This window comes from Algoriphagus sp. CAU 1675 (assembly GCF_029222925.1).
In the GTDB taxonomy this organism is placed as follows: Bacteria; Bacteroidota; Bacteroidia; order Cytophagales; family Cyclobacteriaceae; genus Algoriphagus.
On sequence record NZ_JARHUI010000006.1, the window covers coordinates 257,839 to 273,275 of the forward strand.

The 15,437-nt window shown below is 41.2% G+C and carries 12 protein-coding genes and 1 tRNA gene; 7 read left to right on the forward strand and 6 right to left on the reverse strand.

Annotation, left to right across the window (positions count from 1 at the left end):
• Positions 1–61 precede the first annotated feature (61 nt).
• The gene (locus P2G54_RS15050; protein ID WP_345795479.1) at positions 62–1,426 is read left to right on the forward strand and encodes a M28 family peptidase; all 1,365 of its coding nucleotides are present in this window, start codon (positions 62–64) and stop codon (positions 1,424–1,426) included.
• A gap of 72 nt (positions 1,427–1,498) precedes the next feature.
• On the opposite strand, the gene P2G54_RS15055 is transcribed toward P2G54_RS15050, so the two are convergent.
• Both P2G54_RS15055 and P2G54_RS15060 read right to left on the reverse strand, forming a co-directional pair.
• Positions 1,499–1,945: an Hsp20/alpha crystallin family protein gene (locus tag P2G54_RS15055; RefSeq protein ID WP_275872371.1), complete on the reverse strand. Its 447-nt coding sequence runs from the start codon at positions 1,943–1,945 to the stop codon at positions 1,499–1,501.
• Between the two features lie 120 nt (positions 1,946–2,065).
• On the reverse strand, positions 2,066–3,175 hold the full coding sequence (locus P2G54_RS15060; protein WP_275872372.1) for a Gfo/Idh/MocA family oxidoreductase: 1,110 nt from the start codon (positions 3,173–3,175) through the stop codon (positions 2,066–2,068).
• Between the two features lie 104 nt (positions 3,176–3,279).
• Between P2G54_RS15060 and P2G54_RS15065 the strand changes: the two genes are divergently transcribed.
• The 3 genes from P2G54_RS15065 (at position 3,280) to P2G54_RS15075 (ending at position 7,148) form a co-directional block, all read left to right on the forward strand.
• On the forward strand, positions 3,280–4,911 hold the full coding sequence (locus P2G54_RS15065; protein WP_275872373.1) for a M28 family metallopeptidase: 1,632 nt from the start codon (positions 3,280–3,282) through the stop codon (positions 4,909–4,911).
• A gap of 199 nt (positions 4,912–5,110) precedes the next feature.
• The gene (locus tag P2G54_RS15070) at positions 5,111–6,478 is read left to right on the forward strand and encodes a pyridoxal-phosphate dependent enzyme (RefSeq protein ID WP_275872374.1); all 1,368 of its coding nucleotides are present in this window, start codon (positions 5,111–5,113) and stop codon (positions 6,476–6,478) included.
• Positions 6,479–6,485: 7 nt separating this feature from the next.
• A complete protein-coding gene (locus P2G54_RS15075; protein ID WP_275872375.1) occupies positions 6,486–7,148 on the forward strand; it encodes a hypothetical protein in 663 nt (220 codons plus the stop codon).
• A 256-nt stretch (positions 7,149–7,404) separates the two neighbouring features.
• Here P2G54_RS15075 and P2G54_RS15080 read toward each other — a convergent pair whose 3' ends face one another.
• The 3 genes from P2G54_RS15080 to P2G54_RS15090 all read right to left on the reverse strand — a co-directional run bounded on the left by P2G54_RS15080 (position 7,405) and on the right by P2G54_RS15090 (position 10,839).
• Positions 7,405–8,085 (reverse strand): hypothetical protein, encoded by a 681-nt coding sequence (locus tag P2G54_RS15080; protein ID WP_275872376.1) that lies wholly within the window; start codon positions 8,083–8,085, stop codon positions 7,405–7,407.
• A complete protein-coding gene (locus P2G54_RS15085) occupies positions 8,075–9,673 on the reverse strand; it encodes a hypothetical protein (protein WP_275872377.1) in 1,599 nt (532 codons plus the stop codon). The genes P2G54_RS15080 and P2G54_RS15085 overlap by 11 nt, the downstream gene beginning before the upstream one ends.
• Positions 9,674–10,113: 440 nt before the next feature.
• Positions 10,114–10,839, reverse strand: a complete 726-nt coding sequence (locus P2G54_RS15090; protein ID WP_275872378.1) for a lysophospholipid acyltransferase family protein — start codon at positions 10,837–10,839, stop codon at positions 10,114–10,116.
• A 318-nt stretch (positions 10,840–11,157) separates the two neighbouring features.
• Between P2G54_RS15090 and rpsA the strand changes: the two genes are divergently transcribed.
• Both rpsA and P2G54_RS15100 read left to right on the forward strand, forming a co-directional pair.
• Positions 11,158–12,918, forward strand: coding sequence for a 30S ribosomal protein S1 (gene rpsA / locus P2G54_RS15095; RefSeq protein WP_275872379.1), 1,761 nt, complete (start codon positions 11,158–11,160; stop codon positions 12,916–12,918).
• Positions 12,919–13,027: 109 nt separating this feature from the next.
• Entirely contained in the window at positions 13,028–13,630 is a 603-nt protein-coding gene (locus P2G54_RS15100; protein WP_275872380.1) for a hypothetical protein, read from the forward strand.
• Between the two features lie 80 nt (positions 13,631–13,710).
• Here P2G54_RS15100 and P2G54_RS15105 read toward each other — a convergent pair.
• Positions 13,711–13,784, reverse strand: a tRNA-Cys gene (locus P2G54_RS15105).
• 366 nt (positions 13,785–14,150) lie between these two features.
• Here P2G54_RS15105 and P2G54_RS15110 point away from each other — a divergent pair.
• On the forward strand, positions 14,151–15,404 hold the full coding sequence (locus P2G54_RS15110; protein ID WP_275872381.1) for a c-type cytochrome: 1,254 nt from the start codon (positions 14,151–14,153) through the stop codon (positions 15,402–15,404).
• Positions 15,405–15,437 lie beyond the last annotated feature (33 nt).

Below are 15,437 nucleotides of genomic sequence, written 5' to 3' on the forward strand. Positions count from 1 at the left end.
GACAGATTCTTTTTTTTGACTTTCTGAACTTTCCCTAAATTCTGAACAAATCCTGGTTATGATGAAAAAAATATTACTGAGTCTAATCTTATTGCCCAATCTGGTGTGGTCGCAATCCCATGAGGAAAATATCAAACTCATTTTTGATACGGAGCTTTCCAATGGGCATACCTATGAAAACCTGAGGTATCTATGCAAAGAAATTGGCAATAGAATATCTGGATCTCCTCAAGCCGCCGCTGCTGTGGAGTATACCAAGCAGCTAATGGAAAGTTATGGATTTGATACCGTTTACCTGCAACCAGTGATGGTACCCAAATGGGTGAGGGGCAAAAAGGATGAGGTGAAAGTCCTTAATTCCGATAAACTGGGGTCTGTTGAGTTGAGTGCTCTTGCGCTGGGGAATACCGAGGGAACGGGGACAGGGGGCTTGGTTGGAGAGGTAGTGGAAGTCAAAGGGTTGGATGGTTTGAAAGCCGCTGGTGATCTGGTGAAAGGAAAGATTGTTTTCCTCAATGGTCCTATGGACCCTACTTTGGTCAATACCTTTCAGGCCTATAGCGGAGCAGTGGGACAGCGTGGTTCCGGAGCGGCAGAAGCAGCAAAATTGGGAGCCAAAGCAGTCTTGGTACGATCCATGAGCAACAGAATAGACGATATCCCTCATACCGGAAATCAGCGATATAATCCGGATTATCCCAAAATTCCGGCGTTGGCGATCAGTACCCAGGATTCTGAACTTCTTTCGAGTTTATTGAAGGACCAGAAGGATTTGAAAGTCTATTTGGAGTCCCATGGTAAGATGCATGAAGAAGTGCTTTCCTATAATGTGATAGGGGAAATCCGGGGAAGTGAGAGACCGGATGAGATTATTGCAGTAGGGGGGCATTTGGATTCCTGGGATGTTGGAGAAGGAGCTCATGATGACGGAGCAGGTTGTATGCAGGGAATAGAGGTGTTGAGGTTGTACCGTGAACTGGGTTGGAAACCAAAACGGACGCTTCGTGCAGTGATGTGGATGAATGAGGAAAATGGATTGCGGGGAGGTACTGAATATGCCCGTGTGGCAAAGGAAAAAGGTGAAAATCACATTGCGGCCATTGAGTCTGATTCAGGAGGTTTTTTACCAATTGGATTCTCTTCAACCGGTACAGACAAGCAGCGTCAAAAACTTCAATCCTGGAAGTCGTATTTTACGCCGTATAATATCTGGAAATTGGATGTGCCGGGAGGAGGAGCAGATATTGGACCTCTTCGAGATCAGGGACCTTTGCTCGTTGGTTTACATCCGGACTCCCAGCGTTATTTTATGTATCACCACACTGCTGCAGATGTGTTTGAGGCAGTGGATCAAAGGGAGTTGGAGTTAGGAGCCGCAGCAATGACAGCTTTGGTTTATCTTTTGGATAGGGAAGGTTTGGAATAAGAATGGTATATAGCATAAAAATAGCCCCGGAAATTTCCAGGGCTATTTTTCTTTTTTGCCAACAAACTGCTTTTAACCCACTTTGATTTCTTTGGCAGGTTTTTTTGTCATAACCTCCATTTTAGGGAGAACAATTTTTAAAATACCATTTTCATACTTGGCGTCAATCTTATCCTCCTTCACATTTTCGGGAAGGGTGAAAGATCTCCTGATGCTGGAATAGGAAAATTCTTTTTTACGGTAATTTTCTTTTTCCTCTTCGGAAGATTTTTCTTTTTCTGCTGAGATGCATAAAACTCCATCTTCAACGTCTACTTTAAAATCTTCTTTTCCAAAACCCGGAGCAGACAATTCCAATTTGAATTCCTTTTCATTTTCGATTACGTTGGCAGAGGGAACCTCCACTGAGTTTTCCGGTAACCAAAACTTATCAGTCCAATCAAATGGATTTTCTGCACCAAAGAAGTCTTTAACCATTTTTGGCCAAAGTCCTCTGTCTTTTCTTGCTACTGTGCCCATGGTTGTAATTTTTTAGTTTTAAAACCTATTTTAATCTTGATTAAAACTCAAAAATCCTTACCGTCAATCCAATGATATAAATCAGGAAACCAATATTTTAGAGTCATTTAGAAAGCACTTTTATCTGCTGAGAAAAATGGTTTTCCCTTCATAAGCACTTATTCGGGCTGCTTCCAAAATTTCCATTACTACCATGTTGTTTTTGAGCCCGTACAAGTCGTATTCGGGCAGTTCCAGCTCATTTCGGACTACTGCCTTCAGCAATAAAAATGGATCAGGGTAGGGAGGATCCATTTCGGGAAGCTTGAAAATCTGTTCATCAAAACCGTCGTATCTCTGGGCAATCCGAACTCTCAGTTGGTTTCTGTTGTCTGCAAATATTGCCCCGGTCATCCCATAGATTTCCATATCTTTTCTTCCAATAGGCCAGTCCCAGGATGCCTGAATGATTACTTGGGCATGTGCATAATTGACAATAATCGTAGCATCGTCTTCTACCTTCGGGTTGTTTTCTGGTTGAAGTTGCTGGGTAACTGCTGTGACTGATATCGGAACTTCCCCATTCATCAGCCAGGTCATGAGGTTGGCTCCATAGCATCCAAAATCCATCAAAGCTCCCCCGCCATTTAAGGTGGGGTCCGAGAGCCATTCCAGAAATTCCGGACTGACCCCGATTTTTTTTGGTCCCCGGTGACCGTCTCGAACGATGACTTTTTGGATTTCACCTACTGTTCCGGTTCGAACCAGCTCATAGGCTTTATGGTTGCTGGGATACCAACTCGTTTCATAATTGGTCAACAAGTGGATTTGATGTCTGTCTGCCAGTTCTTTCATTTTCATGGCATGCTCCAGGCTTACAGCAAGGGGTTTTTCCACCATCACATGGATACCTCGCGGGGCAGCCGATTCTACTACAGCCAAGTGGTCAAAGGTGTTTCCAAAAGCTGCAACTGCCTCCGGTTGGGTTTTTTCAAGCATTTGCTGGAGATCTTCGTGAACCAAATCCATGGAAAAACCATATTGATTGGCCAGTTTTTGGGCAAGCTGGGTGTTTTTCTCCGCAATACCGACAATTTCATAATCGCCTCTATTCATACTTTGGAGTACCCAGCCCACATGCCCATGGGTAAGTCCGGCAATAGCTAGTCGGAGTTTCTTTTCCTGGGAAAATCCATGAATGTGGACAAATAGAAATAATAGGAGTATTAGGTTTTTGGATGAGGGTTTCATGCTTGACTTTTGATAGATTTGAAGAACTTAAATTCAGGAAAGTCTATGGGAATCCCAAAACCCTTTATTTTGTGAGTAGTATAAGCTGAAAAATCACCAATTCTATGAAAAATCAATTGATCGCAGCAGTCCTTATTGGAGCTACTCTTTGGAGTTGTGGGACAAAAGAACCCTATCAATTCAAGGTGGCTGACTTGGAGCCCAGTATCCAAAAACTTGCTTCTGATGAATTTATGGGAAGAATGCCTTTTACAGAAGGAGAGGAAATCACCGTAAACTATCTGGAGGCAGAGTTTAAAAATATGGGTTTGGAACCAGGAAATGGAGATTCTTACTTCCAAGATGTACCAATGGTATCCATCCAAACAATTCCTGCTTCTACCATGACAATCCAGTCAGGTACTGAAAGTCTGGAATTGGAAGGTTTGAAGGACTATGTCATCTGGACTCAAAGGACAGACCCTGAGCTTAGTTTTGAAGATGCGGAAATGGTTTTTGCCGGATTCGGAATAGTCGCTCCTGAATATGGTTGGGATGATTATAAGAATATCGACGTCACAGGAAAAATTGTGGTTGTTTTGGTCAATGATCCTGGCTTTGGAACAGAGGATGTTTCCCTTTTCAAAGGGAATACCATGACCTACTATGGACGATGGACCTATAAATATGAGGAAGCAATCCGTCAAGGAGCTTTAGGTTGTTTGATCGTTCACAATACCATACCGGCTGGATATGGATTCAATGTGGTGCAGAATAACTGGAATTCTCCTAAGCTTTTCCTAGATGATAGAGGTAAAGAAGGATATAAGCTTGCATTTGAGGGATGGGTTACCCTTCCGGTAGCCAATAAGCTTTTTGAAATGGCAGGAATGAATGAGCGTGAAATGCTTGCAAAGGCAAGAAAAGCAGATTTTCAGCCTGTTCCTATGAATATGAAGGCAAGTTCATCTATGAAGGTCAATGCTACCTACAGTACATCCAAAAATGTGGTGGCGAAATTGACAGGTGCAGAACAACCGGATGAATACATTATTTATACTGCGCATTGGGATCATCTCGGAATTGGTAAACCTGATGAAACAGGAGATAGTATTTACAATGGTGCCCTGGATAATGCATCAGGTACTGCAGCTTTGTTGGCTTTGGCCAATGCCTTTAAAACCGATCCGACACCGAAGCGGTCGGTGGTTTTTCTTTCTGTGACAGCTGAGGAGCAAGGGCTTTGGGGTTCTGCGTATTATGCCCAAAATCCGATTTATCCCAAGGAGAAAACCGTAGCCAATATCAATATGGATGGGATCAATCCTTATGGTAAAATGAAGGATGTGTCCATCATTGGTGTGGGACAGTCAGAGATGGAAGATCTGCTGAATCAGGAATTGGAAAAACTGGGACGATATAGTGCTCCGGAGCCTAATCCAGTTGCTGGGTATTATTTCCGCTCAGACCATTTCAACTTTGCCAAAATTGGAATTCCAGCCCTGTATTTTGGTACCGGGATTGACCATTTTGAAAAAGGGCCAGAGTATGGAAAAGAACTCCAGAGCAACTATACAGCACAGTATTATCACAAGCCTTCAGATGAATACGATCCTTCAAGATGGAATCTGGACGGGGCTGTTGATGATGTACAGTTACTTTATAATGTGGGAAAATATCTTGCAAACAGTTCCTTGTGGCCGGGTTGGAAAGCAACTTCCGAGTTTAAGTCTATCCGGGATAGTTATATGAACTAATCGGAAAATGTTTTTTTTCGCATTTGAAAAAAGAAAGAAGCAAAAGCCGGGAGTAAGATTCCGGCTTTTGATTTTAGGATTTTTCGGATTTATCCCTTTATTCTGGGATATAAAAATTGATCTATGTGGTTAAATACCCTTTCTTCCCTCAGGGGATGGAAAAAAACTTTAATTTTGACTGACCCAAATTATAACTACCATGATTTATAATTCTATCATTGAAACCATCGGGAATACCCCGATGATCCGGTTGAATAAACTTGCCAAAGACATCAAAGGTGAAGTTTTGGTGAAAGTAGAATACTTCAATCCTGGAAATTCTATGAAGGACCGGATGGCTTTGAAAATGGTGGAGGATGCAGAAAAAGCAGGATTGCTGAAGCCCGGGGGGACGATTATCGAAGGGACAAGCGGGAATACAGGAATGGGTTTGGCCTTGGCGGCAGTGGCTAAAGGCTACAAGTGTATTTTCACCATGGCGGATAAGCAGTCCAAGGAAAAGATAGATATTTTGAAGGCTGTGGGGGCAGAGGTGATTGTTTGTCCAACCAATGTCACACCGGACGACCCCAGATCCTATTATTCGGTTGCCAAAAAACTGAACCGGGATATTCCCAACTCTTTTTATCCGAACCAGTACGACAATATGTCCAATTCTGCAGCTCATTATGAAACTACAGGGCCTGAAATCTGGGGAGATACAGACGGAAAGATCACCCATTATGCAGCGGGTGTGGGAACAGGCGGATCCATGTGCGGAACGGCCAAATTTCTAAAGGAACAAAACCCTGAGATCGTAACTGTTGGGATTGATACCTATGGTTCGGTTTTCAAAAAGTACAAGGAGACCGGGATTTTTGATGAGAAGGAAATTTACCCTTATCTCACCGAGGGAATAGGGGAGGATATTCTTCCCAAGAATGTCAATTTTGATGTAATTGACCATTTTGTTAAGGTTACGGATAAGGATGCGGCCGTCATGACCCGAAGACTGGCGAGAGAAGAAGGCCTTTTTGTGGGCTGGTCATGTGGCTCCGCTGTTCATGGGGCTTTGGAATATGCCAAAGAAAACCTGAAAGAAGGGGATACAATGGTCATCATTCTTCCTGATCATGGTACCCGATATCTTGGAAAGGTGTACAATGATGACTGGATGAGGAACCATGGATTTTTGGAGGATAAAAACTTCTCTACCGCCAGGGATATCATTGCACAGCGACCTGCAAATTATCAGCTGATCGCTGTGAATAAATCAGACTCAGTAAAAGCTGCAATTGCATTGATGAACCGTGCAAGTGTCTCCCAAATCCCAGTCGTAGATGGAGAGGAAGTAGTAGGTAGTCTGACAGATACCAAGTTGCTTTCCAAAATCATAGAAAGTCCCGAATTGAAGGATGGAAAAGTAGAGGAAATCATGGAGCCATCCATGCAGTTTGTGGCTTTGGATAGTACTTTGGATGTGCTTTCTTCCATGATAGAAAAAGAAAAAGCCGTTTTGGTCCGTGATTCAAACGAAAAAATTCATATCATTACCAAGCACGATATATTAGAAGTATTCACCAAATAATAAAGCATTGGTCAATCCCAGAAAAGTAGAGCAATTGCTCAATTCACCGATTAATTTTGATATAGATCATACCCTCAAGAGGGGTTGGGAATTATTTAAAGCCCAGCCCCTGATTTTGATTTCCTTTTTTGTGCTGATTGTGGCAATTTCTGCGGGGTCTGCATTTTTTTTAGAGGACTTTTCCACAATAATCAGTCTCTTGGTTAGTCCTCCACTTACGGCGGGGTTCTATTTGGTAGCCAACCGGATCAGTAGGGGAGAGGAAGTTCAATTTGGGAATTGCTTTGACGGCTTCAAGTTTTGGTTGCCTGTAGTTGGGGTAAATATCGTAGTGGGAATTATTACCGTTCTGGGAGCTTTAGCCTTGATTTTACCGGGAATTTATCTGGGCGTTGCCTATAGCTTTGCCATGCCCTTTGTGCTTTTTGCAGGAACGGAGTTTTGGACTTCCATGGAGTTGAGCCGAAAGCTGATTACTAAAATATGGTGGAGGTTTTTTGCCTTCCTCTTATTGCTTTTGGTGATTAATATTGTTGGATTACTCTTTTTGGGAGTTGGCCTGCTGATTACGGGACCTTTTTCTTATATGGCGATATATGTGGCATTTGAGGATTTGACGGGGGATCTTTTGGTTGAAGAGCCCGAAGCACCTCAGATTATTCATGAGTAAGAATCATTGCCTCCATTGGCTTTTTACTCTAAATATTAAGAAAATTCCTTGTTCAAGTATAAGGTGTCCTCCTCGGTGCAGGAAAATGAAAACAACCCAAGCAATAAAAATAGATTGACAAATTTAACAAAAACGGGTTTTATTGATTTAGTAAACATAGCTCTGTACCAATTGATTTACCTGGGTGGATTGTAAATTATTATTTCTACCTAAAAGGTTAACTTTGAATTGGCTTAATATATACTTATTTATTATGTTATTCTTCAACCACAAAAGGGAAAAAGCTTCTAGCTTGCGAGCTTGAATTATCAGATGTATCAAATTGGGAAGCTGTATATTTGGGAAATAAGTGATAATTAAATGGAATACCAGAATTTACCAAAGTGAAACTTGGACCAACACCAGCAACTATATTTTTGTAGCCAGAGGGAGCATCTAATGCAATAGCAGGTTTTGAAAAGTCACATAAAAATGAAATATTAAATACTCCCGGTTTTTTCACGATCATTTTACCTGAGAAGACATAATTTTCGCCAGTAAAAACAAGTTCTAGTTCTCCTCCTCCAGATCCGAAAGGATAAATTCCTCCAATTTGATTAATAAACTGAAACGATTCAATTGCACCTGGTTGTCCACCTAAGGGTTGAGATTTATCAATAAGCTCAACTATCCTTACGGAAGTACCAAAATCATATTCTTCAAAGAGGTATGTTATAGTGTTTTCTCTATCCGATAAGATCTTGGAGAAATTTATATTAACAATGATGGTATCACCAACTTTGTAAATCTCTTTTTGGGGCATAACTTCCACTGGCAACTGAAATTCTTTGCTCAGATACAGTGTATCCTCATCTGCGCAAGAAAATGAAGCCAGCATTAATAAGGAAAGAAGCTGGGCAATTAGCCCAGCCTTTTTTATTATTTTGCTAGTACCCATAGCTTTGTACTAATTGGTTTACCTGAGTGGATTGCAGATTATTGTTTCTACTCAAAAGGTCTGTTTTAAACTGTCCGACTGAAAGCACTTCACTATTTAGACTTTGGAAAATCATAGCAGGAGTATAAAGATTGGCGTTGTCTACAACTCCTGTGCTTGAAGGTTCACCTGTGTCAGTGAGATCATAATACAACCCTCTAGGGATCCAATAGTTTGAGTTGGATGTGTCTGATGGTTTCTGTGATTCTAAGTTGTTTAGTAAATTATTATACACAAACTGGGCATTACTATTTCCAGTAAAACTTCCATAATACATACTTCCATATAGCCCTCCAATATAAGCTCCCCAGGCTTCCGCAATAGCGATTCGGCCACTACCTATTGAATTTTTGGTACCATATCCTCCATTGGATATAATGTAGGAAATATAATCTGTCCAATAACCGTTCCCAACAAGGGTATAATGGGTAGCATGAGCCATTTCATGGTATATGGTTTCTGTTATTTGGGCAGCAGATCTAGTTTGAGTTTCACTATCACCGTATCTTAAGGTGATATCAGGTAATAGGTTTTGCAGGATTTGTTTTGCAGCTACCCCCATTGATCCGCTTGTGCCCAACAAGAAAAAATCAATACCACTAGATATTAAGGAAGTATTGAATAAAGTTCTAAGCATAGGGGCTGAAGCCGAACTTGTAATTCGAGAAGAGATCCAGATATTTAAAGCATCAGTCGCATAGTTTATTCCAAATTGGCCGTTTTTGAGGCTGGCACCTCTAATTGTATTCCAAGTATGACCTGCTACCCACTGTGCAGCCGCGTTGCTATTGGGGTCGGAATTATATGGGAATGTATAAGAAACATTCTCCAGCTCTGCCGTACTGAATTCTCCCAAAGTCTTTTTAACAGGAATAGCAAACTGCCAAAATTTCCAGAGATTATTAAGCCCTCTAATTTTTTTGGACCCATCAGTAAAGTGAACTGAAACAATTGCTTTTTTTCGATAATTGACAGAGATTGAGTATTGCCCATTGGATCTAGTCAGCGCTCTTCGAAGTTTAAACCATCTTCTGGTTTTGACCAAAAGTCCTCCCAATGGTACATCTACATTAATTGAATTATCCCTGATTTTTATAGTTCCAGCAGCGGTATTGGTTGTATTAATTCTTGCTTTTACTTCGGTTGGATCCAGGATTTCATCCTTGTTTCCAGACAGTTCCATCATTACATTGTAAAGTTCTATCCGGTCAATTCCCATGTTATCTAGTGCTTTTGTGGCTTCCAATGTGTTGTTGACTGATTTTTTCTTAGCTACAGCACAAGCAGGATCCGTGTCTGCAGGATCATAGCATCCTGGACCTGTTGGATCCCATGGATCCGCATCCTGAATATCGCCATCGTCCTCATGATATAAATAAACATCAGAAATTATGTCGTATGGAACATTGACTGATATCGGGTATTGGAATGGTACTAAGGTGTAAAAATATGTGATGCCGTCCGGTCCGACCGCTGGGTCATGGTAATAATCCCCGATAAATTGCACGTCTTGATCTAATGGGTAATCCCATAAATCATAATTAGTCAAATCTAAAGCAGCAAGCTGGTCATAATTTTGAGGCTTAAATTTGACATATCTGTGAGTTGGACTTAGACTTGATGAGCAATTGGAACAATTAAGCCTCTTATTCTCTTTTTGGTATTCTTTTTCAAGAATTTCGATTGCAGCCTTTACATTCTCAATCGTAAATGGGTTTTCTTTTTTTTTTCCCTAAGACCATAAGACTCTCAGGATCCCCTTTTCCGGTTACTTCTTCTCCGCTTGAAAAAGGGGGGGGGATTCTCTACCGTACAAGCGCTGATGAGAAAAAAAGAGAAAATTGCAAAGTGTTTTCTAATGTTTTTCATAAAAATGATTTTGAGTAGATTAAATAATTGATCCTAAAGTAATAAAAGTTTTAAAATTTACTATTCTCTTAGTAAAAGGATGAAAATTTTTTTAATAAATCAAATCACTTGATAATCTGATCACTCATGAGTAAGAATCATTGCTTCCAGCCGTGATCGGCAATTCATAGTAAAATCATTGACTGCGGAATCCGATGCTTTGGGTGGATTCATGGCCTTTGAAAAATAAATTCTGACTTTCCCAGGTCTCAACAATAGAGAACCTCTTTGCATGAGTTTATCAGCTCCTAGGACGATTAGAGGCATGATGGGAATTCCGGTCTCCACAGAGAGCCTGAAAGCTCCTTTTTGAAAAGGTAATAATTCGGCATCCGTGTTGTTTCGGGTCCCTTCAGGTGCTACAACAATAGATATTCCTTTTTCCAGTATCCCTACCAGTTTCTTGACACTGTTTTTCCTGGACTCTGCATCGGAGCGGTCTACCCATACCGCGAGGCGGCCAACTATTTGCCCAAAGACAGGAATTTTGGAAAGTTCCTTCTTTCCCAAAGCTCTAATTTCCTGAGGGATCGCTATAGGAATAATAGGGGCATCCAAAAAAGAGCGGTGGTTGAATATATAGATATAGGGCTGGGAAGGATCGATATTTTCTTTTCCATATATCTCATATCTTATCCCACATAGGAATGACCATATTCCAGCCCAATAGCGAATGAATTTTATGGAAAGTTTGCCACCCTTCGGACTGAGGAGAACCGGTAAGACGATGAATAACCCAAAAACCAGCATTAGGGCGACAAAGAGGATAGCGGCATAGCAGGTGTAAAGGATTCTCAGGATTTTCATTTGCTAAGAATATGGTGTAATTTTGGGTTTATAATTAATTCTTAACTCTTTGCTTGCACAGGCCCCGAAGCGTTTCGGGGCTTTTTATTTGAAATCAATTTTAAGCCATCTCTTTTTATTATCCAATTGTGGCCAGAAAGGTCCATGAAAAGAAATATTCATTTTTAAACAGGATGATTATGAAATGGCAGAAAATCAGTACCTTTGCAGTCCGTTCGGGTGAGCGGGGCTTTTTGGCTTGTCCAAATGGCTAAATCCATAACTAAAAAACCTCAGCCTGATGACTCTAGGGCTGTTGAAATTCAGAGTTTTATTATTATGTCTAACAAAGAAGAATTTAACTGGGAAAACTTCGAAACCAAAGGGTTCGGAGAAGGCTACTCCAAAGCTCAGCGTGAGCAGATGGCTGCAATGTACGAAGGTACATTGAACGAGATCACTGAGAAAGAAGTGATCAAGGGGGTAGTTGTTGGTGTGAATGACAAGGATGTCATCATCAACATTGGTTTCAAATCTGACGGTTTGGTACCTGTGAACGAATTCCGTGACCTAGAGTCTATCAAGCCTGGTGACGAGGTGGAGGTATTCATCGAAGAGCAGGAAAATGCCTTGGGTCAGTTGATCCTTTCCCGTAAGAAAGCGAAGATCGTTCGTGCTTGGCAGGACATCGAGAGTGCGCTTGAAAATGACAGCGTGATCGAAGGTCTTGTGAAGAGAAGAACCAAAGGTGGTTTGATCGTAGATATATACGGTGTAGAAGCCTTCTTGCCAGGTTCTCAGATTGACGTGAAGCCTATCAGAGACTTTGATGTTTATGTAGGTAAGAAGATGGAAGTGAAAGTGGTTAAGATCAACCACACCAACGATAACGTAGTTGTATCTCACAAAGTGTTGATCGAGAAGGATCTCGAGAAGCAAAAAGCAGAAATCCTGAACAACCTGGAGAAAGGTCAGGTATTGGAAGGTGTGATCAAGAACATGACCAATTTCGGTGTATTCATCGATTTGGGTGGTGTAGACGGATTGCTTCACATTACCGATATTTCTTGGGGTCGTATCAACCATCCGGAAGAAGTATTGCAGCTTGATCAGAAAGTTCAGGTTGTGGTTCTTGACTTCGACGATGACAAGAAGAGAATTTCTTTGGGTATGAAGCAGTTGACTGCTCATCCATGGGATTCTTTGGCTTCCAGCCTTGAAGTAGGTTCCAGAGTGAAGGGCAAGATTGTTAACGTAGCTGACTACGGAGCGTTCTTGGAGTTGGCTCCTGGAGTTGAAGGTTTGATCCACGTTTCTGAAATGAGCTGGTCTCAGCATTTGAGAAACCCTGCTGACTTCGTGAAAGTAGGAGATGAAATCGAAGCTGTAGTTCTTACTCTTGACAAAGAAGAAAGAAAAATGTCTTTGGGTATCAAGCAATTGACTGAAGATCCTTGGACTAAGGAAGATATGGCTACCAAGTATGCCGTAGGTACCAAGCACAAAGGTGTGGTTCGTAATTTGACCAACTTCGGTTTGTTCCTTGAGTTGGAAGAAGGTATCGACGGATTGGTACACGTTTCTGACCTTTCTTGGACTAAGAAAATCAAGCATCCTTCTGAATTCGTGAAAGTAGGAGACGAGCTAGAAGTAGCTGTTTTGGAACTTGACGTAGAAAACAGAAGATTGGCTTTGGGTCACAAGCAGTTGGAAGAGAACCCTTGGGATACGTTCGAATCTGTTTTCCCTATCGGTTCTGTTCATAAGTGTACTGTTGTTTCCAAAAACGACAAAGGTGCAGTTCTTGAGCTTCCATATGGTCTAGAAGGTTTTGCTACTTCTAAAAACTTGGAGAAAGAAGACGGTTCTCAGGTTGAAGTTGGTGAATCTTTGGATTTCAAAGTGACTGAATTCTCCAAGGACGACAAGCGTATCGTTCTTTCTCACACGGCAATGTTCCGTGAGGAAGCAAAGCCTGCAAAGAAAGCTTCCAAGAAGAAGGAAGATGGCGTAGACATGCCAGCTCCAGCAGAAAAATCCACACTAGGTGATTTGGATGCTTTGGCAGAGTTGAAAGAGAAAATGGAAGGAAAGAAGTAATTCTAACCAACTCCCATTATAGATAGAAAACGCCGGCTAAAAAGTCGGCGTTTTTTTGTGCCTGTAGCGGAACTTGCAATTTTTTCGTGATTGTAAAAACGTAACTTCCATGCGAATGAAGAAATATAATCTAATACTAATCTTTTTGATTACGGGATTTTCTGCAATTGCCCAATCAGGGCTTTCTGTCAAAGCCTTTTACGGCATCTCAGGATCGAGTGTAGCAAGAAAAGTGGATTTCATCGGAATAGGCTATGCGGAAATGAACCGGGTAGATGAATTTGGGATACTGGTTTCCAAATCCATCGGCACCAAGTTTAGGATCAGCTCAGGGATAGGTTATACATACGGAGAGGTGAAATTTTCACCATCTTGCCCAGCTTGTTTTATGCCTCAAATTCTTTATCGACACGAAAAGAATTTTAAAATGATTTCAATACCCGTATATCTGGAATACTCCATTGGCAAAGCCCTCTACTTTGCAGCAGGCCCTGTTTTGGATTTTCAGCAATCAGAATGGAATAATTTTTCGGATCAGAGTGGTATAGGTTATCTCGCTGGAATAGGAGCAAAGGTGCCGGTGGGCGATTTTGTCTTTTCTCTGTTTCCGAATTATAAAAGGCATGGAGTTATTCCTTTTGAGGATTCATTGACTTCAAATGAGGTTCTTCAGGAGTTTGGATTGCAGTTTGGGGTAGGATATAGCTTTTAAGGTGCTCCGAGGTAATGTGAATTGTAAAAAAGATAGTTGCTCAAAAAAAAAAGCATTCACCAAGGTGGATGCTTTTTTTGTGGAGGTCGCGAGCGGATTCGAACCGCTGTACAAGGTTTTGCAGACCTCTGCCTAGCCACTCGGCCACGCGACCGTTTTTGAATCGGATTGCAAATGTAGAGATATTCTATTTTGAAGCAAAAAAGTGAAGTTAATTTTTGCCCTATAGGCTTTATCTAGCTGATAATAAGGGGCTTTTTTTCTATTAAAATCCTAGGGTTTTTTAAAGGGATATGCTAGTCAACCCCATATAATTACCGTCTATTTATTTATAAAGATTCTAAATTGAATTAATTGCATCTAATGGGGGCTAAGTTGTTGTAAATCAAAATTATAAAATAAATTAGGGGGAATTTAGCAGAAAGAAATCTGCCATAAACTCTTGTTTGAAAAATTGGCTTCGCATACTACCTTTGCAGGGGTTATTGAAAACCGATTAAACTATTTAATTAGCTATAATATGTTATCCAAACGCTCGTTAGTAGGGGTTCGATCGAAATTCCACACACTGGCAGTGCTGTTTTTTATGCTGATTGGAACACAGGCTTTTGCTGTGGATCCTTCTCTTGCACAAACCGATGATGCAATTGCGGCAGGTAAAACAGTATTTAATTCAAACTGTAAGCAGTGTCATAAGCTGGACCAAAAATATACCGGTCCTGCTCTAAGAGGAATTACAGACAGACAGTCTTTAGATTGGGCTAAAAGTTTCATTAAAAATTCACAAGCTGTAATAGCTTCCGGCGATTCCTATGCGAACTCCCTTTTCAAGGAGTACAATAATATAGTGATGCCGTCTCATGAATTTTTGAGTGATGATGATTTAAACAACTTGCTCTCCTACATCGAGTATGGTGACAAGGTAGATCCTGCAGCAGCTGCTGCCACTGAAGGTGCCGCCGCTGGTGGAGGAGGGGGAATTCCAAGTGAATACCTTACCATCATTGTAGTTGTTTTGGTTGTAGTTCTATTGTTGATCTTGGTGGTTTTGGGACTGATCATTTCGGTTTTGACCAAATATGTCAACAAACAAGACTTGGACGAAGATGACCGTGAATTTGTTTCACAAAAATTCCAATTTGGTAAAATCTTGAAGAGTGATGGTTTTGTGATCATCGTAACAGCTCTTGTTGTTGCGTTGGTTGCCAAAACTGCAATTGATGGATTGTACTCAGTAGGTGTGCAGCAGGGCTATGCTCCGTCTCAGCCAATTGCATATTCCCACGCTCTGCATGCAGGCCAGTTGGAAATTGCATGTCAGTATTGCCATACCGGAGTTGAAATCGGTAAATCAGCCAACATTCCATCTGCTAACATTTGTATGAACTGCCACATGCACGTTCAAAACGTAGGCGGTAAGGATGGTATCTCTCCTGAAATTCAGAAAATCTACGATGCTGTTGAGCAAAATAAGCCTATTGAGTGGGTCAGAGTTCACAACTTGCCTGACTTGGCTTACTTCAATCACTCACAGCACGTGAAGGTAGGAGGTATTGAGTGTCAAACATGTCACGGACCTATCCAGGAAATGGAAGTGGTATCCCAACATTCTTCCCTAACCATGGGCTGGTGTATTGATTGCCACAGACAAACTGAGATTGCCGCTGATGGCAATGCTTACTACGATAAATTGGTTCAACTTCACTCTGATTCCAAAGATGCTTTGAAAGTAAAAGACATCGGAGGTCTAGAGTGTGCTAAGTGCCACTATTAATTCATCAATTGCTAATTCATTCCTATATCATAA

Bases quoted from the DNA above. Each gene is read 5' to 3' on its own strand.
- P2G54_RS15050 (WP_345795479.1), top strand. From the start codon at position 62: ATGAAAAAAATATTACTGAGTCTAATCTTATTGCCCAATCTGGTGTGG.
- P2G54_RS15055 (WP_275872371.1), bottom strand. From the start codon at position 1,945: ATGGGCACAGTAGCAAGAAAAGACAGAGGACTTTGGCCAAAAATGGTT.
- P2G54_RS15060 (WP_275872372.1), bottom strand. From the start codon at position 3,175: ATGAAACCCTCATCCAAAAACCTAATACTCCTATTATTTCTATTTGTC.
- P2G54_RS15065 (WP_275872373.1), top strand. From the start codon at position 3,280: ATGAAAAATCAATTGATCGCAGCAGTCCTTATTGGAGCTACTCTTTGG.
- P2G54_RS15070 (WP_275872374.1), top strand. From the start codon at position 5,111: ATGATTTATAATTCTATCATTGAAACCATCGGGAATACCCCGATGATC.
- P2G54_RS15080 (WP_275872376.1), bottom strand. From the start codon at position 8,085: ATGGGTACTAGCAAAATAATAAAAAAGGCTGGGCTAATTGCCCAGCTT.
- P2G54_RS15090 (WP_275872378.1), bottom strand. From the start codon at position 10,839: ATGAAAATCCTGAGAATCCTTTACACCTGCTATGCCGCTATCCTCTTT.
- rpsA (WP_275872379.1), top strand. From the start codon at position 11,158: ATGTCTAACAAAGAAGAATTTAACTGGGAAAACTTCGAAACCAAAGGG.
- P2G54_RS15100 (WP_275872380.1), top strand. From the start codon at position 13,028: ATGCGAATGAAGAAATATAATCTAATACTAATCTTTTTGATTACGGGA.
- P2G54_RS15110 (WP_275872381.1), top strand. From the start codon at position 14,151: ATGTTATCCAAACGCTCGTTAGTAGGGGTTCGATCGAAATTCCACACA.